This is a genomic window from Saccharophagus sp. K07 (genome assembly GCF_014336955.1).
GTDB lineage: Bacteria > Pseudomonadota > Gammaproteobacteria > Pseudomonadales > Cellvibrionaceae > UBA5868.
In genome coordinates this window covers 629,940-649,585 of sequence record NZ_QRAI01000001.1, presented here as the reverse complement: position 1 = coordinate 649,585, position 19,646 = coordinate 629,940, and the positions used below count along the sequence as shown (strand labels likewise).

14 protein-coding genes, 1 tRNA gene and 1 pseudogene are annotated in these 19,646 nt (G+C 51.3%); 9 read left to right on the top strand and 7 right to left on the bottom strand.

Features of this window, described 5'->3' with window-relative positions:
- Nucleotides 1–2 precede the first annotated feature (2 nt).
- From DWB84_RS02670 to DWB84_RS02655, 4 genes are all read left to right on the top strand, one after another.
- The gene (locus tag DWB84_RS02670; RefSeq protein ID WP_187408202.1) at nucleotides 3–1,130 is read left to right on the top strand and encodes an autotransporter outer membrane beta-barrel domain-containing protein; all 1,128 of its coding nucleotides are present in this window, start codon (nucleotides 3–5) and stop codon (nucleotides 1,128–1,130) included.
- Between the two features lie 242 nt (nucleotides 1,131–1,372).
- Nucleotides 1,373–3,043, top strand: a complete 1,671-nt coding sequence (locus DWB84_RS02665; RefSeq protein WP_187408201.1) for an autotransporter outer membrane beta-barrel domain-containing protein — start codon at nucleotides 1,373–1,375, stop codon at nucleotides 3,041–3,043.
- 61 nt (nucleotides 3,044–3,104) lie between these two features.
- Nucleotides 3,105–4,313: a nucleotide disphospho-sugar-binding domain-containing protein gene (locus tag DWB84_RS02660; RefSeq protein WP_187408200.1), complete on the top strand. Its 1,209-nt coding sequence runs from the start codon at nucleotides 3,105–3,107 to the stop codon at nucleotides 4,311–4,313.
- The gene (locus DWB84_RS02655; protein WP_187408199.1) at nucleotides 4,310–5,038 is read left to right on the top strand and encodes a glycosyltransferase family A protein; all 729 of its coding nucleotides are present in this window, start codon (nucleotides 4,310–4,312) and stop codon (nucleotides 5,036–5,038) included. The genes DWB84_RS02660 and DWB84_RS02655 overlap by 4 nt, the downstream gene beginning before the upstream one ends.
- 99 nt (nucleotides 5,039–5,137) lie before the next feature.
- On the opposite strand, the gene gnd is transcribed toward DWB84_RS02655, so the two are convergent.
- Nucleotides 5,138–6,589, bottom strand: a complete 1,452-nt coding sequence (gene gnd, locus DWB84_RS02650) for a decarboxylating NADP(+)-dependent phosphogluconate dehydrogenase (protein ID WP_187408198.1) — start codon at nucleotides 6,587–6,589, stop codon at nucleotides 5,138–5,140.
- A 267-nt stretch (nucleotides 6,590–6,856) separates the two neighbouring features.
- Here gnd and DWB84_RS02645 point away from each other — a divergent pair, with 267 nt between their 5' ends.
- The 3 genes from DWB84_RS02645 (at nucleotide 6,857) to DWB84_RS02635 (ending at nucleotide 11,576) form a co-directional block, all read left to right on the top strand.
- Nucleotides 6,857–8,524: an MFS transporter gene (locus DWB84_RS02645; protein WP_370589656.1), complete on the top strand. Its 1,668-nt coding sequence runs from the start codon at nucleotides 6,857–6,859 to the stop codon at nucleotides 8,522–8,524.
- 76 nt (nucleotides 8,525–8,600) lie between these two features.
- The gene (locus DWB84_RS02640; protein WP_222868048.1) at nucleotides 8,601–10,961 is read left to right on the top strand and encodes a GH36-type glycosyl hydrolase domain-containing protein; all 2,361 of its coding nucleotides are present in this window, start codon (nucleotides 8,601–8,603) and stop codon (nucleotides 10,959–10,961) included.
- 72 nt (nucleotides 10,962–11,033) lie between these two features.
- A complete protein-coding gene (locus tag DWB84_RS02635) occupies nucleotides 11,034–11,576 on the top strand; it encodes a gluconokinase (RefSeq protein ID WP_187408196.1) in 543 nt (180 codons plus the stop codon).
- Between the two features lie 22 nt (nucleotides 11,577–11,598).
- On the opposite strand, the gene DWB84_RS02630 is transcribed toward DWB84_RS02635, so the two are convergent.
- The 6 genes from DWB84_RS02630 to DWB84_RS02605 are packed head-to-tail and all read right to left on the bottom strand — an operon-like array spanning nucleotide 11,599 to nucleotide 17,596.
- Nucleotides 11,599–11,976 carry a Na+/H+ antiporter subunit G gene (locus DWB84_RS02630; RefSeq protein ID WP_222867991.1) on the bottom strand — a complete coding sequence of 126 codons (378 nt, stop codon included), beginning with the start codon at nucleotides 11,974–11,976 and terminating at the stop codon, nucleotides 11,599–11,601.
- Complete coding sequence (locus DWB84_RS02625) at nucleotides 11,973–12,251, bottom strand: K+/H+ antiporter subunit F (protein ID WP_187408195.1); 279 nt, start codon at nucleotides 12,249–12,251, stop codon at nucleotides 11,973–11,975. The genes DWB84_RS02630 and DWB84_RS02625 overlap by 4 nt, the downstream gene beginning before the upstream one ends.
- Nucleotides 12,248–12,751, bottom strand: a complete 504-nt coding sequence (locus DWB84_RS02620) for a Na+/H+ antiporter subunit E (RefSeq protein WP_187408194.1) — start codon at nucleotides 12,749–12,751, stop codon at nucleotides 12,248–12,250. The genes DWB84_RS02625 and DWB84_RS02620 overlap by 4 nt, the downstream gene beginning before the upstream one ends.
- Nucleotides 12,748–14,364 (bottom strand): monovalent cation/H+ antiporter subunit D, encoded by a 1,617-nt coding sequence (locus DWB84_RS02615; protein ID WP_187408193.1) that lies wholly within the window; start codon nucleotides 14,362–14,364, stop codon nucleotides 12,748–12,750. The genes DWB84_RS02620 and DWB84_RS02615 overlap by 4 nt, the downstream gene beginning before the upstream one ends.
- Complete coding sequence (locus tag DWB84_RS02610; RefSeq protein WP_187408192.1) at nucleotides 14,361–14,702, bottom strand: Na+/H+ antiporter subunit C; 342 nt, start codon at nucleotides 14,700–14,702, stop codon at nucleotides 14,361–14,363. The genes DWB84_RS02615 and DWB84_RS02610 overlap by 4 nt, the downstream gene beginning before the upstream one ends.
- Nucleotides 14,702–17,596, bottom strand: a complete 2,895-nt coding sequence (locus DWB84_RS02605) for a monovalent cation/H+ antiporter subunit A (protein WP_222867990.1) — start codon at nucleotides 17,594–17,596, stop codon at nucleotides 14,702–14,704. The genes DWB84_RS02610 and DWB84_RS02605 overlap by 1 nt, the downstream gene beginning before the upstream one ends.
- 195 nt (nucleotides 17,597–17,791) lie before the next feature.
- Here DWB84_RS02605 and DWB84_RS02600 point away from each other — a divergent pair.
- Nucleotides 17,792–17,867: transfer RNA gene (locus tag DWB84_RS02600), tRNA-Thr, on the top strand.
- 332 nt (nucleotides 17,868–18,199) lie between these two features.
- A pseudogene (locus DWB84_RS02595) lies at nucleotides 18,200–19,355 on the top strand (IS3 family transposase).
- The last annotated feature ends 291 nt before the right edge of the window (nucleotides 19,356–19,646 follow it).

Here is a 19,646-nt window from a genome sequence, read left to right as displayed (position 1 = left end):
CCATGGCATCTACGGCGCACATTTTGTTATCAATGACGCGTCCACACCGCAATTGCGCTCCACCGATTCCTACTCGGCAAAAAAGTCTGTCCGCACAATTAAACAGCCTGCGCACTTTATCTCTACACAACTCTATTACTCGCGACCGCAGTATCGCCAAAGAAATTGACCGCGCACGTAAAAATAATTCGGGATTCCGCGCGAATAATCTGCAAGTTCGATTGCAAGATCAAAGTCTTCCCGTAGGAACTTTGCTCGGCGGTGGCGCAGGTGATTCGGCGGAATTTGGTCGCTGGGGCGCATTTGTAACGGGCAATGTGGATTTTGGTAAGCAGGAAAAAAATTCCGCTCTCGAATCCGATTTTCAGACCAATATGCTGATTGCGGGTGTGGACTATAAAGTTTCCAATAATGTTGTACTCGGCGCAGCCTTAACACATTCTGATACTAACGCCGGCGATGACAAAACGGCCAATACCGATTTTCGCCGTTATAGCCTCTCTCTGTTTGGCAGCCTTTATTCGCGCGACAAGTTTTATCTCGACGGCATGATCACTTACGGTACCAGCGCCTATGATCTGGATCGCCGTATTGTCCGTGATGCCGGAGGCTATGACACCAGCAGCGCCAAAACCGATGGCGATGAATTATCGGCATCTTTGGGAGCGGGTTATAACCTTCAGCATAACAATATAAATGCGCGGCTATTTACCTTTATTAATTACGTAGACACCAATATTGACGGCTATTCTGAAAATGTCAGCGGAAACTCTTCTGCCGCTGTCGTCGACGGCATGGATTTGCAATCCTTGATCGCAAATATCGGTGTGGAATTATCCTGGAATATCAACACCGGTGTCGGTGTATTTACCCCGATGTTGTCGATCGCTCATGAGCATCAATATGCCGACGACTCGGTCTATGTCACTGGTCGTTTTGTCGGCGGTCTCGACGAAGGCAAATTTGCCTACACAGCACCCAACCGCGACGATAACTATCTGACTGCCCAGATTGGCGTAAATGCTGTGTTACCTAATGGTATTTCAGGTTTTATCTCCTATGACACATTTGTTGACCGCAAGGACTTTGGCTCCGGCCAATTGTCAGTCGGTGTGCGCTGGGAGTTTTAAACAACTGAATCAGTCCACAGAAGAAGGTACGGACGCTTCTTGGTGAATATGCAACATTCCCTTTATTTAAGTCCAATGAGCGGAAGATGAGTCTCAGGATGCGGCAAGGGTCGCAAAATTCCGTTTAGGCATGCGCCTTGTCCGGTAAGCCTTAACTCATCCATCCACTCATGTTAAAGTCGCGCCCGCCAAGGGGCGCCCCTCGGATCAAGCTGTTATCAAGGACGCAAGGAGATTTATTTATGCCGATCGTATTACCCAAGAAAAACCTGGATTCTTCACCAACCACCTCTTTTAACCGCAGAGCATTCGCTTACCAAGCACTAATGGCCTCTACTTTAATCAGTGGTTTGTCCCTTTTTAGCTCGCAGGCTTTGGCTCAACAAGAAACACCCCGCACAAACGAGCCTCACAGCGGGGCGCGCTCTTATGCGGCAAGGATCAAGATCGTCCCAAATATCAAATCAGGAGTCGATCGTTCAAAGTTCGACGTTTTTCCGACCTGCACATTGCGAGGAACAGTAAGAACTTGGGTATCACCTTGGGATAATAACCCTGCAATTGAAGGACAGGATTATGTATTCACTCAAAACGAATATTCGGTCCAGATTCAAGCGCGCAGACTGGAAAATGGCGACATCACTTTTGGCGACATATACACCGAAGTGTTATTTGACATCCTCGCAGATGACGAGGTAGAGGCTCCCGAAATTGTCAGAATTGACAGTGGTGGTAATAGCTACGATATAACTTGTGATGCCGGGGTAGAAAGCCCTTACGCTCTTGGCAGTGCATATGGTGACTTTTTCATCCAGGATCCATCCACCCCGAAATTTAGTGCCACAACAATACCCGCGCGTCAAAAAAGCCTATCTTCACAGCTAAATAGTCTGCGCACTTTATCTCTACACAACTCTATTACTCGCGACCGCAGTATCGCCAAAGAAATTGACCGCGCACGTAAAAATAATTCGGGATTCCGCGCGAATAATCTGCAAGTTCGATTGCAAGATCAAAGTCTTCCCGTAGGAACTTTGCTCGGCGGTGGCGCAGGTGATTCGGCGGAATTTGGTCGCTGGGGCGCATTTGTGACGGGCAATGTGGATTTTGGTAAGCAGGAAAAAAATTCCGCTCTCGAATCCGATTTTCAAACCAATATGCTGATTGCGGGTGTGGACTATAAAGTTTCCAATAATGTTGTACTCGGCGCAGCCTTAACACATTCTGATACTAACGCCGGCGATGACAAAACGGCCAATACCGATTTCCGCCGTTATAGTCTCTCTCTGTTTGGCAGCCTTTATTCGCGCGACAAGTTTTATCTCGACGGCATGATCACTTACTGTACCAGCGCCTATGATCTGGACCGCCGTATTGTCCGTGATGCCGGAGGCTATGACACCAGCAGCGCCAAAACCGATGGCGATGAATTATCGGCATCTTTGGGAGCGGGTTATAACCTTCAGCATAACAATATAAATGCGCGACTATTTACCTTTATTAATTACGTAGACACCAATATTGACGGCTATTCTGAAAATGTCAGCGGAAACTCTTCTGCCGCTGTCGTCGACGGCATGGATTTGCAATCCTTGATCGCAAATATCGGTGTGGAATTATCCTGGAATATCAACACCGGTGTCGGTGTATTTACCCCGATGTTGTCGATCGCTCATGAGCATCAATATGCCGACGACTCGGTCTATGTCACTGGTCGTTTTGTCGGCGGTCTCGACGAAGGCAAATTTGCCTACACAGCACCCAACCGCGACGATAACTATCTGACTGCCCAGATTGGCGTAAATGCTGTGTTACCTAATGGTGTTTCAGGTTTTATCTCCTATGACACATTTGTTGACCGCAAGGACTTTGGCTCCGGCCAATTGTCAGTCGGTGTGCGCTGGGAGTTTTAAACATTCTTGAACCGGCCGCACACGGACGTGCGGCATTTGCATTTACCGATAGTTAAACGTTATGGCCAAAGTCGTTTTGGTTTGGGAAATGGGTGCTGATCTGGGCCACGTCACTCGCCTGGATGCACTGGCGCGCCATCTTTGTGAGCGCGGGCACAGTGTCACTGCTATTTTTAGTGATCTGCGCGAAATCCAGCGCATTTATCCCCACCCGCATCTTCCTCCCTATCGGGTGTTGCAAGGACCATCCTGGATGGATCGTCGACTGAAACTGACCAGACCACCAGCCAGCCTTACTGAGGTGCTGCTTTCTGTAGGTTTTTATAAATCGGAAATCGTTACAGAAAAATTGCAGCAGTGGAAAGCACTCTTCGCCAGCCTGCAAGTGGACGCTATTCTTTTCGATTACGCTCCTGCGGCGCAGCTTGCCGCGCGCCAATACGCTTGGCATAAAATCAATCTCGGCGATCCCTTTTCCACGCCGCCTGTTCGGTCGCCGTTACCTTTATTCGATCTCAATGCAAAAGTCAGCGACGCTAATTTAATGATTTCAGACCAGCGTTTGGTTGATGTGGTCAATCAGGCGCTGCGGGAAGTGGAGCTTGCGGAAATTCGATATGCGTATGAATTGTCTTCCGCACACAAGACTTTTTTGCTTAGCATTCCAGAATTGGATCCTTTCGCTCACTTGCGTACATCAGAGCAGTATATCGGACTGCTCAAAACTCCAAGCATTGGCGGTCTAAATCTAAACTGGAATAACACTCCCACAAAAAAAGTGTTTGGCTATTTAAAGCCGATTTATCCTCATTTGAAACAATTTCTGCAGGCAATATCTAATCTCGGCATACAAGGTCGGTTTTTTATTCCCCACGCTCCGCAGGAATTAATAGATCAGTATCGGCAATCCAATATCGAAATCGTTACTAGGCCTTACGATATTTCTTCGGGCTTGGAACAATGCGATCTTGTCGTTTGCCACGGAGGTCATTCCACCCTGTTGCATAGTGTTTTAAATGGAATTCCTGCTCTGTTGATTCCGCTGCAACAGGAACAGTTAAGTGTGACGCAAAAAGCTATGACCTGCGGGCTAGCCATGTGGCTCGGCCATGGGGTTTCGGATGAAGAACAGATTCGGGCTACAATCCAGATAGCCATGACTGATCCCCGCCTGCAACTCGCAACCGAAAATTGCGCGCGTCGGTGCCAACCCTACTTCACCAGCCCTGCTATGGAAACCATAGCCGACTATGTGGAATCGCTTTCATGAAAGTTGCTGTAATCACGCCATATCACAACCTGCACAGCCCTTATTTAAAAGACTGTATCGACAGTGTTAAGGCGCAAACTCATCAGGATCTGATTCACGTGATGGTAGGCGATGGCTGCTCACTTCCTCCGGAGCTTATCCACCCAAAACTGCACAATATTGCATTACCACATAGACTCAATAATTACGGTGATTCACCGCGCTCCATCGGTGTCGTCTACGCTTTTTCGCTAGGTGTCGATGCCGTGGCTTTTTTGGATTCCGACAACTGGTTTGCCGAAAATCATCTGGAAACCATGGTGCAACATTGCATTGCCACGCAGAGCGATGTGGTGACCTCACTGCGTTTTATTACCCATTTAAATGGCGAGGTTATGGGAATTTGCCCGGAGAGTGACGGCAAAATTTTTTGTGATACCAACTGTTTATTCGTCACACGCAAACTGGCAGAGGAAGCAGGTGTATGGTGGTTGATTCCGGACGATATGCATGTAATCGACGATAGGGTCATGTGGGATACATTGATTCACGCGACCGATCGCATTTCCTGTACCGGCGTTCCCAGCGCGTTTTACCGCTCGTCCTTTGAAGTCCACTACCGTATGTTCAATATCCCTACCCCGCCTGAAGCCAAGTTCGGTATGGATATTTACGCCTTGCATCCAACCATAGCCGCTTTGCAACAAAGGGCTGTGGCTCGCGCAAAAGAGCGTGCAAAACGTTAGCCCAAAGAACAAACACGAAAAAGACCAATCGCTCGTCCAAAGAAAAAGCCATCTGCACTCTCGTGCAGATGGCTTTTGCGTCTCAATGCGTCCGATAAATCAAACGTTATAAGTCGTAGACGCCGTATCCCCGCCGCGCCCAGTCCAATTGGTGTGGAAAAATTCTCCGCGTGGGCGGTCGATGCGTTCGTAGGTGTGGGCGCCGAAGAAGTCGCGTTGGGCTTGCAGCAAATTCGCTGGCAGGCGCGCGCTGCGGTAGCCGTCGAAATAGGTCAGCGCAGAGGTCAATGCCGGCGCGGAAACACCATTGACGATTGCGGCAGAAATCACGCGACGCCATCCCGCTTGTGCGTTGGTGACCTTGTCAACGAAGTAAGGATCAACGAGCAAGTTGGTCAATTCAGAATTGCGATCGAAGGCTTCTTTGATTTTGCCGAGGAACGCCGAACGGATAATGCAGCCGCCGCGCCACATCAAAGCTATGCCGCCGTAATTCAATTCCCAGTTGTATTCCTTCGCCGCCTCGCGCATCAGCACATAACCTTGGGCGTAGGACACGATTTTGGCGGCCAGCAGAGCGCCGCGCAGGTCTTCGATAAAGGCTTTTTTATCGCCGGAGAATTGCGGGGTTGGGCCGTTGAGAACTTTGGACGCAGCAACGCGCTCGTCTTTTTGTGCTGACAAACAGCGGGCAAACACCGCTTCGCCGATCAGAGTCAGAGGCACACCCAATTCCAACGCGGATACACCAGTCCATTTGCCAGTGCCTTTTTGGCCCGCGGTATCCAGAATTTTGTCGACCAGTGGCTCACCATTTTCGTTGTAGGCCAGAATGTCGCGCGTAATTTCGATCAGATAGCTGTCCAGCTCACCTTCGTTCCACTCTTTGAACACTTCGTGCATTTCGCCTGCGGACATGCCGAGCAGATCTTTCATGATCTGGTAGGCTTCGCAGATCAGTTGCATATCACCGTATTCGATACCGTTGTGCACCATCTTCACAAAGTGGCCAGCGCCATCGTCGCCGACCCAGTCACAACAGGGGGTGCCATCGTCCACCTTGGCGGCAATTGCCTGGAAGATCGGTTTGACCGCAGGCCATGCTTCTTTCGCTCCGCCGGGCATAATCGATGGGCCGGTCAAGGCGCCCTCTTCTCCACCGGATACACCTGTGCCTATATAGAGCAGACCTTTGGAGCGCAAGTAAGCGGTACGGCGGTTGGAGTCGGGGAAGTGTGTATTGCCACCATCGATGATGATGTCGCCCGCTTCCAAATGCGGAATCAATTGTTCGATGACTTCGTCAACCGCTTTACCGGCTTTTACCATCAGCATGATTTTGCGCGGTTTTTCCAGAGAAGCGACCAGTTCGGCAAGAGACGTAGCGCCGCGAATGCTTTTTCCAGCAGCGCGCCCGGAGAGGAATTTTTCAACTTTTTCGACAGAGCGGTTGAACGCTGTTACGGTGAAGCCTTTATTGGCCATGTTCAACACGAGGTTTTCGCCCATAACGGCCAAGCCAATCAGGCCAATGTCGGAGAGTGGTTTCATATGCGGTTTGAATTCTGTTGTAGGTGAAATCGGAAGGTGGAAGCCCGGGAAAAACGGGCGGTTACCATACCACCAAACCCATCTGGATGGAATTGCCACTTCGGTCACAGGCCGCGCGAGACGCGGATTGCGCGGGAATCCGCCCGATAAAGACTCGCATACCGGGAAAAACGAAGCCCGCAGAAGCAACCGGCTGGATTTAGAATGTCAGGCTGTTTATCCTACGCGCCCATCAAAATAAATAAGATCAAGTCTGGGGAGTAAAAAGTGCCAACCAATCAAACAGCGCCCAAAAGCGGCGGTCAGCCTTTGGATAGAACCGCCAAACTCAGCTGGGGTGAGAAAATTGGCTTTGGTCTTGGCGATGCCGGCTTCAACTTCTACTGGGCGATCATCGGCTCCTATCTGGTCTTCTTCTACACCGACGTATTCGGCATAAGCGCGGCAGCCGCCGCCACTATGGTGACCCTCACCAAAATCATCGATGCCATCACCGACCCCATTATGGGCGGCATTGCCGACCGCACTCAGACGCGCTGGGGCAAGTTCCGTCCTTATCTGATCTGGGGCGCGCTGCCGATGATGGGGGCCGGCATTCTCACCATGAGCACCCCCGATCTCAGCGACACAGGCAAACTGATCTGGGCCTACGCCACCTACTGCTTGCTGATGCTGTGCTACACCATCCTCAATATGCCCTATAACTCCCTGTCTGCGGTGTTGACCGCAGATACCCGTGAGCGCAGCAGCCTAAACAGCACGCGCTTTTTCTTCGCCTACTTCAGCAGCATTATCGTCGGCGCAGCCACACCGGAGCTGGCGGAATATTTTGGCGATGGCGACCGCTACAGCGCCAAAGGCTGGCAAATGACCATGGTGATTTATTCGGTTATCGCTTCTTGCCTGTTTTTGGTCACCTTTTTGTCCACCAAAGAGCGTGTGCAACCGCCAGCCAATCAGGAAAAAGCCAACCCACTCAGCGACCTCAAAGATTTATTTATCTGTCGTCCCTGGCTGATGCTGTTTGTGCTGGCGCTGGTGTTCATGGTCACCATGACTCTGCGCGGCAGCTCCGCCGCTTATTATTTCCGTTATTTCGTCGAGCGCCCCGACTTGCTCGGCAACTATATAGGTCTGCAAATGGCGGGATTGATGGTCGGCGCGCTGATTGCTTCTACCTTCACCCGCTTTATCGACAAGCGCAAATTGATGATGCTGTTGATGTGTGTAGTAGCAGCTTTGTCGGTGGTATTTACCTTTATTCCCAAGCCATCCCATTTAGGCGTGGTCGATACGCTTTATACCGACGCGAAAGTTTTAGATGCAGACAATCTTTTGGGCATCGAACATCGCGACGGTGATGTCTATCAATGGCTGCGCCACGACAAAATCTTCTGGATCATCAAAAAACGTGTGCCACTGGAAGAAACTGGGCCAATTCTGCAATTGGATAAATCCAAACCAGCGGTCATCAGCGTGATCGTCACCCGCGCCGACGGCACCACTAAAGACAGCGCCGATTTACCGAAAGAAATCGTTTGGATGTTTGCGCTCAATATCCTCATCAGTATCGCGCTCGGTTTTAAACCACCTATTACCTGGGCCATGTATGCGGACGTGGCGGATTACAACGAATGGAAAAACGGCCGCCGCGCAACCGGCATGACCTTCGCGGCTACGACCTTTTCGCAAAAATTGGGCAGCGCTGGTGGCTCGGCTTTGATGCTTTCGGTCCTTGCAGCCATGGGTTATCAGGCGGGACAAATGCAGGCCGGAGCGTCACTGAATTCGATTGTTTACATGCAAACTCTGATACCGGGAATTTTCGCGTTGTTCACTGCAGCATCCTTGATTTTTTACAATCTCAGCGATGCCAAAGTGGAAATGATCCAGCGCGAATTGAAAGACCGACAGGCGAAAAGTGAATCGGCTTAAGCCCTGAGTTTGCTCATTAATTATGTTAAGGCGCTTTTAGAAAGCGCCTTTTTTCTAACACTGGGGTACTTCTATGTTGTTGCAAGCCCAAAATAACGGCGAACGATTTGAATTATTCAGCCCGACGGCTATGCCGCGCGCAGCGGGCTTTTTGTGGAACCGCCACATGATGATCCAGGTAAATTGCCGCGGTTTTACCGTCGCGCAATTTATGCAGCCCGAACCGGCCAAATACACCTATGCGCCAAACCTGGAAGCCAAAACCTTTATGCAGCCGGAGCAGCCCTATTACGCGCATCATCCTGGCCGCTTTTGCTACATCAAAGACGAAGAAACCGGCGAAATTTTTTCTGCGCCCTATGAGCCGGTGCGCAAACAACTGGATCACTTTAATTTTTCCGTCGGCAAAAGCGATATTCGCTGGACTGTCGAACACCTGGGCATTCGCGTGGAAATGGAATTAAGTTTGCCGACCGACGCTGTGGTGGAACTATGGCAAATTAAAGTCAGCAATATTTCCGGCAAACCGCGCAAACTCAGCGTCTATCCTTATACGCCCGTGGGTTATATGAGCTGGATGAATCAGTCAGCAGCCTATCGCGAAGATCTCGGCGGTGTAGTTGCGTCCTGTGTAACGCCCTATCAAAAAGTGGCCGACTATTTCAAAAATAAATATTTCAAAGACAAAACTTTTTTCCTGCATGACCGCGCACCTGATGCATTCGAATGCGCGCGCGAAGCGTTTGAAGGTGAAGGCGGATTGCACAATCCGGATGGTTTGCAGCAGGAAACTTTAAATAACGGCGACGCGCTCTACGAAACACCGGCCGCAGTGCTGCAATATCGCGTGCAGTTGGCAGCCGGACAAAGTGAGTCCTACCGCTTCCTGCTCGGCCCTGCATTCGATGATGCGGAAATTATCAGTGTGCGCGATCGCTTTTTTGCCGATGCCGATTTCGCCGCGACCAAAGCACAATACGCTGCTTATATCGAAGCGGGCAAAGGTGTGCTGCAAATCGAAACGCCGGACCAACACCTCGACCAATTCGTCAATCACTGGCTGCCGCGCCAAGTGTATTACCACGGCGACGTCAACCGCCTGACCACCGATCCGCAGACGCGCAATTATCTGCAAGACAATATGGGCATGACCTTTATCAAGCCCGAAGTTGCGCGCGCGGCGTTTTTGCATGCGCTGAGCCAGCAGGAGCACAACGGCGCAATTCCGGACGGCATTTTGTTAGTTGAAGGCGCGGAGCTGAAATACATCAACCAGATTCCCCACACCGATCACTGCGTCTGGTTGCCCGTGTGCCTGCGTGCGTATCTCGACGAAACCAACGACTACGCGATTTTTGATGAGCCGGTAAAAGCCTGGCAGGGCGAAGAAACCAAAACCGCTTTTGAACGCATCAGCAACGCCATGCGCTGGTTGCTGTCCGCGCGCGATGAACGGGGCTTGAGCTATATCGCGCAAGGCGACTGGTGCGACCCTATGAATATGGTCGGATACAAAGGCAAAGGCGTCTCCGGCTGGTTATCTGTGGCAACGGCTTATGCATTGAATTTGTGGGCAGATATTTGCGAACACTTGCAACAAGCCGATCTCGCTGCGGAATTCCGCGCCGGTGCGCGCGACGTCAACAAAGCGGTCAACACCCACATGTGGGACGGCGAATGGTACGGCCGCGGCATCACTGATGACGGCGTTATTTTCGGTGTCTCGAAAGACAAAGAAGGCCGCATTTTCCTCAACCCGCAAAGTTGGGCGATTCTCGCAGGTACCGCGGACGCCACCAAACGCGCCGCCATGATCAAAGCTATCGAGCAACAACTCGAAACGCCCTACGGCGTTATGATGCTCGCTCCGGCTTACACCAAAATGCGCGAAGACGTCGGCCGTGTAACGCAGAAATTTCCGGGCTCGGCGGAAAACGGTTCGGTCTATAACCACGCTGCCGTGTTTTATATCTACAGCCTCTACACCATCCAGGAAACCGATCGAGCTTACCGCCTGGTGCGTCAGATGTTGTCCGGCCCGGACGAAGCCGATTACCTGCAACGCGGCCAGATGCCGGTGTATATCCCCAACTACTACCGCGGCGCCTACTATCAATTCCCGCGCACCGCTGGGCGCTCCAGCCAGTTGTTCAACACGGGCACCGTTTCCTGGGTATATCGTTCACTGATTGAAGGCCTGTTCGGCTTGAAGGGCAACTCCTCAGGCTTGCTGGTGCAGCCGCAACTGCCGAGCGCTTGGCAGACCGCCAAGGCAACCCGTCAATTCCGCGGCGCCACCTTTGAAGTGTCTTATTCGCGCGCGGCGGGTCTGGATGGTCCTCGAATTGTTGTCGATGGCCAGACGCTGGCGGGCAACTGCATCGCCAATATTCAGGCGGGTAAAACCTATAAAGTGGAAGTCACTCTGCCCGTTTAATGTGGTGGCCGCGCGGTGCAAATCGCGCGGTCATTACTGCAATTTTTGATTTTTATTTTTAACGAGATATCCATGAGCAATTCTGCCTCCTCAAATCCCATCTTGATCATCAGCATGGGCGTCAGCGGTTGTGGCAAAACCACCCTGGCCAAATATTTGGCCAAAGATTTTGGTTTGGTTTTTCTGGAAGCAGATGATTTTCACTCAGCAGAAAACAAAGCGCATATGGCGAGCGGCAGGCCGCTGACCGACGCCATGCGCGAGCCCTGGATTGCCAGCATGTGCGATAAATTACGCGAGCATCGGCAGAAGGGGGAAAGCTGCGTGTTGGCTTATTCGGGATTGCGCCGTGCCCACCGCCAACGTTTTCGCGAACTGGGCTTTCCGACGCTGTTTATTCACTTGGCAGGGCCTCAAGAAATTATTCGTCGGCGCATGGAAGCTCGCGCAAATCATTTTATGCCATCAGGCCTTTTGGACAGCCAGTACGCAGCGTTGGAAGCGGCAGTCAATGAGCCCGATATTATCGAAGTCGACGTCGGCCAAAGCATTCCTAAAATTCGCCGGCAGGCGACGGAATTAGCGCGCGAGTTTATTCAAAAGCACCGGACTTAGCCTTGGCTTTTCCAAAGAAAATCTAATCTTCTTTTTCAACAGGAAATGGCTGACTACTCGGCTTCGAGTAATCAATTTTCCCGTCCTGCAAGTCCCGGTATACTGCGGCGCGCATGATCAACATTGACGTGATCGGAGCAGTAAGAAATACGAATATCGTAATCAATAATTCATGTATAACCGGGCGCGATTCCACACTGCTGAAATACACCATGGACGCAATCAAAATACTCCCCGCCCCCAAGGTAATCGCGATTGCGGGTGCGTGAATACGCTGATAAAAATTGGGTAGTCGCAGCAACCCCAAACCGCCAATAAATACGATCAAGCCGCCTAAAATCAAAAAGGCCGCAACGATTACCGAAATCCACAGCGGCAGAGGTTCAATAACGTAAATCACTCGATAATCTCCCCACGCATCAGAAATTTCGCCAGCGCGATGGACGAAACAAAACCTGTCAGCGCGATCAACAGCGCCAATTCAAAATAAAGTTCATTGGAAAAACGCAACCCCATCATCAGCGCCTGCAGCATGGTGGTCATCCACAGAGTGTCGAGAGCCAGGATGCGATCCTGCGCTGCTGGGCCAATCAGCAAGCGAATTGTGCAAAACAACATGGCCAATAGAATGCAAATTTGCGCAAAGCTAATGGCAAACACGAGCAGTGAACTCATACTGCGTCCCTCCCCTCGAAAATCTCGATCAGCGGCTGCTCGTAACGCGTTTTGATGGTATCGATCCACCACTGCTCGTCGTGCAAATCAAATACGTGCAGCGCCAAGTCGTAGGTATCTGGCAGCAATTCCACCCATACAGTACCGGGCGTTGTGTTGATGATGCCCGACAACACCGCAAGCCCTGCCGGGCTGCGCAAATCCAATGGCACGGTGATGAATTGCGAATTCAGGTGGCCACGTCGTCTGAATAAAATCAGCAAGCTGACGTTGAAACAGGAGCGCACGATTTCAATCATGGAAAATACAACCAAGCGCACAATCACCCAAGGTCGACGAATCAGCACATTTTCCGGCAGGATCGCGCGAAACCAGTATGGAATGACAATCGCCAGAATCGCTCCAACCAAAATAGTGGCAAATTCAATACTCTGATTGACCAGCAGCCAAATAATCAGCAGTACAACGGACAAACGCGGAGCAGGAAACCAACGCTTCATGGCGCGCCTCCCGGGCCAGGCACAGCGGCGTGCGATAACACTTGGTGAATATATCCTTGCGGAGCATGCAGAGAAGCCGCTGCGCGATCCAGATAGCGCTTCAGCGGACCCGCCTGCACGGTAAAGAACACGCAAATCATCACCAACGCGAAGATCGGCGCGGCTTCGGTCACCTGCAATCTCGGCGCTTTAGCGATAGGAGATGCCCAGAAGGTGCGAACACCGAAACGCATAAACGAAATAATGGCCGCAAAACCCGATACTACGATTACTGTCACCAGAGTCCAGCCAGCGTATCCCATAGAGGTTTCCTCATGCCCCTCCATCAATGCGTGGAAGATGCCGAATTTTGCGAGAAATCCGGACAATGGCGGCATGCCCGCCATAATCATCGCGCAGAAAACGAACGCGAGTCCGACGAACGCCAAGGCTCCAGGAATTGCCACACCTGCAGATTCCCCTGGCTCATCGCCGATGGCAAACGCCTCCATCGTCAACGCCAACATGGCGGCTGCGGGATTGCGAATTCGCTCGATCAACTCGACGAGCAACATAAAGGCCGCCACAGCCAAGGTTGAACTGAGCATGTAAAACAAGGCAGCGCTGGTGGTAAGTGTTTGGCCAAAACTGATAATCGACAACAAAGTGCCCGACGAGACTATGGCGCTATAGCTGCCGATTCGCCCCGGATCCTGGCTGGCAATCAAACCGACAATCCCAAAGCCAATGGTGACAATCCCGCTCCACAATAAAACGGACGCACCGAAACCAGCAGAACTACCTGCATCCACAGAAAAGACGAGCGACCACAACCTCAGAATAGTGTAGATCCCCACTTTGGTCAGTAACACAAGCATGGCTGCGACCGGCGGCGATGCAGTGGAATAGGTTGTAGGCAACCAAAAGCACAAGGGCCAAAGCGCGCTCTTGGTCAAAAAAGCCACCACTAGTATCGTCGTACCTACATGCAACAAATGGCGATCAGGCGTTGCCAGTGCGGGCGTGCGCGCGGCTATATCGGCCATATTCAAAGTACCTGTCGCAGCATAGATCAGCGCTACACCAATCAAAAACAGCGAGGAGCACAACAAGTTGACGACTATGTATTGCATTCCCGCGCGGACGCGCGCGCTGTTGTAACCGTGCAACACCAAGCCATAGGACGCCGCGAGCATCACCTCAAAGAAAACAAACAGGTTAAACAAGTCGCCCGTCAAAAATGCTCCGTTCAATCCCATCAACAAAAATTGAAACAGGGAAAAATAGTGCACACCGACGCGTCCCCAACGCACCCAGGAATACCAGATAGCGCCAAGCCCTAATACCGGAGTCAATAACAACATCAACACTGCAAGGCGATCGACCACCAAGGCAATGCCAAAAGGCGCTATCCAATTGGCCGCTAAATATACGCCGACGCCGTTTTGCCAGTGCCCGCGCTCAATCAACAACAACAAACAGGCGGCAATGGCAAATTGCAGCGCAGTGCTCAACACGCTAATACCGAATTTCAGGGAAAAATTGCGCTGGCTAAATAAGATCAGCAGCGCTCCACTAAGCATGGGGACCAAAATCGGCAAAATAATAAGGTGGCTATACAATTGCTCGATCATGTGGACGATTCCCTACCATCCACGTGATCGGTACCGGTCAAACCGCGAGATGCCAGCATCACCACCAGATAAAGTCCAGTGCTGGCAAAACCTATAACGATTGCCGTCAACACCAGAGCTTGCGGTATAGGATCGGCAAATTGCGCAGGATCAATATCCGCAGTGGGTGTGATCGGTGCCTGGTTCAATTTTGCATGTCCCATCAAGAAGATAAAAAGATTGACCGCATAGGACAGCAATAAAAGGCCGGTAATGACCTGAAAGGTGCGCGGACGCAACACCAGCCAAACGCCGGAACCAAATAAAACCCCAATGGAAATGGCGAGAACAGCTTCCACTAATTGAGCTCCTTGAGTGTTTGATAATCGCTCTGAGTACTACCCGGCTGGCGATGGCTGCGCAAAGCTTGGTGAGCCAAGGCCACCAGAATCAGAATGGTGCTACCCACAACCACCGCAAACACGCCCAGATCAAAGAAAAAGGCGCTCGGCACATGAATCTCACCCAACAAAGGAAGTGTCAGGTGGGTGGTATGGCTGGTCAGGAACGGATAACCAAATAGCCATGCTCCCGCACCTGTGGCGAGCACGACCGACAAACCAAAGGCTAACCAGCGGCCCGGTCGCAAGATCAGCCGAGCTTCGATCCAGGTCGTTCCGGCCAGCATATATTGCAAGATGATCGCTATCGCCAGCGTCAGACCCGCAACAAATCCACCACCGGGCATGTTATGGCCGCGCATAAACAGGTAAGCAGCAATCAGAACGATGACCGGCGATATCAAGCGCAAATACACACCCGGCACCATTAAATAGCCAACCGATGCCTGTTGTTGCGGGGTCTGACGGATCGCAGGATCAGCCAAATTATTCTGCTGCGCCGGCAGCGGCATACTTTCCGGCGCCGGACGGAAACGGCGTAACAGTGCGTAAACCGTCAAAGACACAATGGTTAAAACGCAAATTTCTCCCATGGTATCAAAACCGCGGAAGTCGACCAGCAAAACGTTCACCACATTGCTGCCGCCGCCTTCCGTCAATGCACGAAGCATAAAGAAGTCGCTGATGGTTTCATGTTTAGGCGTAATCATGACCCAGTAGCTCAACCCGGCCATGCCGAGTCCCGCGATAAAGGCCAGACTGAAGTCGCGCGACCGGCGCCCCCAAACGGTCAAAGGCACCTCAATATTCAGCTCTTTAGGTGATAGGCGCGCCGGCAACCAGCGCAGACCCAACAAAATCAAAATGGCGGTGACGGTTTCGACCATCAACTGCGTAAGCGCAAGATCCGGCGCGGACAACATGAGGAAGGTTATACAGGTAATAACCCCTGTGCCGCCCAACAATATAAGTGCGCGCAAACGGTGATATTTAGCCTGCCACGCAGCACCCACCGCACAGGTACATCCGATTAGCCAGAGGAGTGCAAACCACGGATCCAGATCTTTGGTCGCCAGCGCAAAATCAAACTTCACTTCTTTCGGCCAAGCGACCGCTGCCGAAATAATTGCCACCGACAAAATCACCAGGATCTGCGGTTGAATCCGGCGAGTACTCAGCCAGGTTTCCACCCTGCCCGCCCCGACCGTCAGCCATAGAAAGAAACTTTCATAGGCTTGCGCCCCACTGAATCTATGGAACACCGGGACTTTGTCTATGTGGGTGAGATTGGCGAAAAGTCGCAGCACGGTATAAAACACCACCCCGAGCGCAAGCGCGCCGATACTCATCATCAGTGGCGTATTAAAGCCATGCCAAACCGCCAGGCTGTAATGCGGAGTCTGGGTTCCAAGCACGGATTCCACGGCTAGATGCAGCATAGGTCCGATACTCAACCCCGGAATAATTCCCACGATCAGGCAGCACAACACCAAAAATTCCACCGGGAAACGCATCCAGCGCGGCGGCTCATGGGGTTGGGACGGCAAATCCTGCGCGGGTTTGCCAAAAAACACGTAAATAAACCGCAACGAATACGCGACGCTGAAGATGCCATAAACAATGGCCGCGACCGACATCCATTTGCCGTAGCCCCAATGCAGGGTTTCCGAAAAAAACATTTCTTTGGAAAGGAATCCATTCAACAGAGGTACGCCAGCCATTGCCGCGCTGGCGATAATCGCCAGGGTCGAGGTGTAGGGCATCATGTGCAATAAACCGCGCAACTGGCGCATATCGCGCGTACCACTTTCGTGGTCGATGATGCCCACCGCCATAAACAGCGATGCTTTAAAAGTCGCGTGGTTAAGCGTATGAAAAATGGCCGCCACCATCGCGAGCGGCGAGCCGATTCCCAACAATACAGTGATCAACCCGAGGTGACTGATGGTGGAATAGGCCAACAGGCCCTTCAGGTCATGCTGGAAAATCGCAAAAAACGACGCAAGCAGCATAGTGCAAATGCCCGCCCCGGCCACTACCCAGGTCCACTCGCTGGTTCCCGAAAGAATCGGCCACAGACGAATCAGCAAAAAAATGCCCGCTTTTACCATAGTGGCCGAATGCAGGTAAGACGAAACCGGAGTCGGCGCCGCCATGGCGTGGGGCAACCAGAAATGAAAGGGAAATTGCGCGCTTTTGGTCATGGCACCGAGTGCGATCAATATAAAAGTCGGCACATACCAGGGATGCGCACGCACCAGATCTCCCACGGCCAGCACATCATCCAACTCATAACTGCCGACGATGTGACCGAGCATCAGCACACCGGTCAACAGACATAATCCGCCCGTCGCTGTCACGGTCAAGGACATACGTGCGCCCCGGCGGGCATCCGCGCGGTGATGCCAGTAGCTGATCAATAAGAATGAAGCCAGACTGGTGAGCTCCCAGAACAACACCATCTGAATCAGATTGCCGGATAGCAACACGCCCACCATGCTGCCTTTGAACGCCAATAGGAAAGAAAAGAAACGCGGCACCGGATCTTTGGGAGACATGTAATAGCGAGCGTAAAGCACCACCAACAAAGTGATGACTTCGAGCAACGCCATAAACAGCCAGGCAAGGCCATCCATGCGCAACGAAAAATACAGCCCCATTTCCGGCATCCACTCCAGTCGGTAGCGGATCACCTCTCCACTCGCGACCAACGGATAAAGCCAGAGGGTTACCACCAACCCACAGACCGCAATGAAACTCGCCAGCCACGCCTCACGATTGCGCGCGTCCTCCGGCATAAAGGCAGCGATAAAGCTGCCAACAAAAGGCATTAATATCAGGCTCAGCAACATAATTTCGTCAGCGTTAACGACAGAAGACTGGGTGCCAGACAGCGAAGCGCTACTCCCTCACCCGACGGAAATTTCGACCTGCAAGACTAGCATGTGAAAGCATCTAATTGTGAAGGTCCACACAAGTTTCCTTGTGTCAGCAAAAGCAAAAAGGGGATTTTAGAAATCAGGCCATCCGTTTATAGTAACGCCCGCGCCGCAATAGCTCAGTCGGTAGAGCAACTGATTCGTAATCAGTAGGTCGGAGGTTCGATTCCTCTTTGCGGCACCAATAAAATCAATGACTTACATCAAATCCATTTTTTCATGTTGCCTTCGACTAACGCTGGGCTATCACCGGGCTAACATTCAGCTTCTTTCCCAACCATTTCGCTCGAACGAAATCCGCTGCAGCGCATGTCACTCATCCAATGAAACGACGGAACAAAATTTGAGCGGGACGGAATGATCTGATGTTGCCGAACATACGCCCAATCATCAAGACAGCCACTAGGGTATCTCTGCTTGTTTGCCTATGCTCATATTCACTATTGTAGTGGCATAGTGAATTTGGCCACCTAATTGGAAGTGATATTATCACTTCATTCAACCAATAGGTGTCCAATGAGCAAGCGTACTAGAGCAACCTTTAGCCCCGAATTTCGCCATGATGCGGCGCAGCTGGTTGTAGCGAAAGGCTACACAATTCGAGAAGCAGCAGAATCAATGGGGGTTGGCCTATCCACTATGAGCAAGTGGGTCAAACAACTTCGATCAACGCCGGATGGCCTGCCGGCTAAAGGGGTAGCGGTAACACCTAACAGCAGCGTATTCGGGAACTGGAAAAGAGAATTAAGCGCATTGAAACGGAGAATGAAATCCTAAAAAAGGCTACCGCTCTCTTGATGTCGGACTCGCTGAACAATTTGCGTTAGTCCAAAAACTCAACGAGAGCTATTCCATCAAAATCCTGTGCGACTCCTTTGGCATTCATCGCAGCAGCTATAAATATTGGGTCGGAAGACCTAACACCATCGACGCCAAAGATATTCACTTACGGAGTGAAGTTCGTGCTGTTCACGCGGAAAGCAACGGTTCGGCAGGGTCGCGAACCATTGCAAACATGGTAACAGCCAGAGGTACATCGCTGAGCCGTTATCGAGCCAGGAAACTGATGAAACAGCTGGAATTGGTGAGCTGTCAATTGCCCAGGCACAATTACAAGAAGGTGGATCAGGAACATGTTGTCATCCCCAACAAACTGGATCGGCAATTTACTGCGACAAAACCCAATCAAGTTTGGTGTGGTGACGTGACTTATATTTGGGTCGGCACACGGTGGGCGTATCTTGCGGTGGTGCTAGATTTATTTGCGCGCAGACCGATTGGTTGGGCGCTATCCCTATCTCCTGATAGTGAGCTCACGAGGCGCGCATTAACCATGGCATTTGAGGCGAGAGGAAAGCCAATTGGGGTGATGTTTCATTCTGATCAAGGATGCCACTACACCAGCCGGAGTTATCGCCAATTGCTGTGGCGTTATCGCCTTGATCAAAGCATGAGTCGTCGAGGCAATTGCTGGGACAATGCACCAATGGAGAGATTTTTTAGGAGTTTGAAAACGGAATGGGTGCCGACATTAGGCTATCGAAATTTTAATGAAGCTGAATGTTCAATTACGGATTATGTTTTGGGTTACTACAGCCAGACAAGGCCGCATCAACATAATGGTGGATTGCCGCCAGTGTTGGCCGAACAGCGGTATGTAAGTAACTCTTAAATCGTGGCCAAATTCACTTGACCACTACACATATGACTTACCTCCTCCTTGCGATATCGGTGTCATTAAAGTTGATGTTCCTTCCTTTCCATATAAAGCGGAACAAATCTTGATGTATAGACATACCACTTCCAATTAGTCGCGGCTTCTCCTAATTGCCTAAATTCCTCCTTTAAATAGCGCGTCAGTGCGCGGCGCACATAAGGGCTTAGCCGGGCATAATGCCCGTCGGTAAGCAAAGCAGCCCTTGCGGGCGACAGGATGAGGGGGCGGCAGGTGTTCGGCCTGCGG

Coding starts and splice junctions, on each gene's coding strand:
- DWB84_RS02670 (WP_187408202.1), top strand. CDS start 3: ATGGCATCTACGGCGCACATTTTGTTATCAATGACGCGTCCACACCGC.
- DWB84_RS02665 (WP_187408201.1), top strand. CDS start 1,373: ATGCCGATCGTATTACCCAAGAAAAACCTGGATTCTTCACCAACCACC.
- DWB84_RS02660 (WP_187408200.1), top strand. CDS start 3,105: ATGGCCAAAGTCGTTTTGGTTTGGGAAATGGGTGCTGATCTGGGCCAC.
- DWB84_RS02655 (WP_187408199.1), top strand. CDS start 4,310: ATGAAAGTTGCTGTAATCACGCCATATCACAACCTGCACAGCCCTTAT.
- gnd (WP_187408198.1), bottom strand. CDS start 6,589: ATGAAACCACTCTCCGACATTGGCCTGATTGGCTTGGCCGTTATGGGC.
- DWB84_RS02635 (WP_187408196.1), top strand. CDS start 11,034: ATGAGCAATTCTGCCTCCTCAAATCCCATCTTGATCATCAGCATGGGC.
- DWB84_RS02625 (WP_187408195.1), bottom strand. CDS start 12,251: ATGAGTTCACTGCTCGTGTTTGCCATTAGCTTTGCGCAAATTTGCATT.
- DWB84_RS02620 (WP_187408194.1), bottom strand. CDS start 12,751: ATGAAGCGTTGGTTTCCTGCTCCGCGTTTGTCCGTTGTACTGCTGATT.
- DWB84_RS02615 (WP_187408193.1), bottom strand. CDS start 14,364: ATGATCGAGCAATTGTATAGCCACCTTATTATTTTGCCGATTTTGGTC.
- DWB84_RS02605 (WP_222867990.1), bottom strand. CDS start 17,596: ATGTTGCTGAGCCTGATATTAATGCCTTTTGTTGGCAGCTTTATCGCT.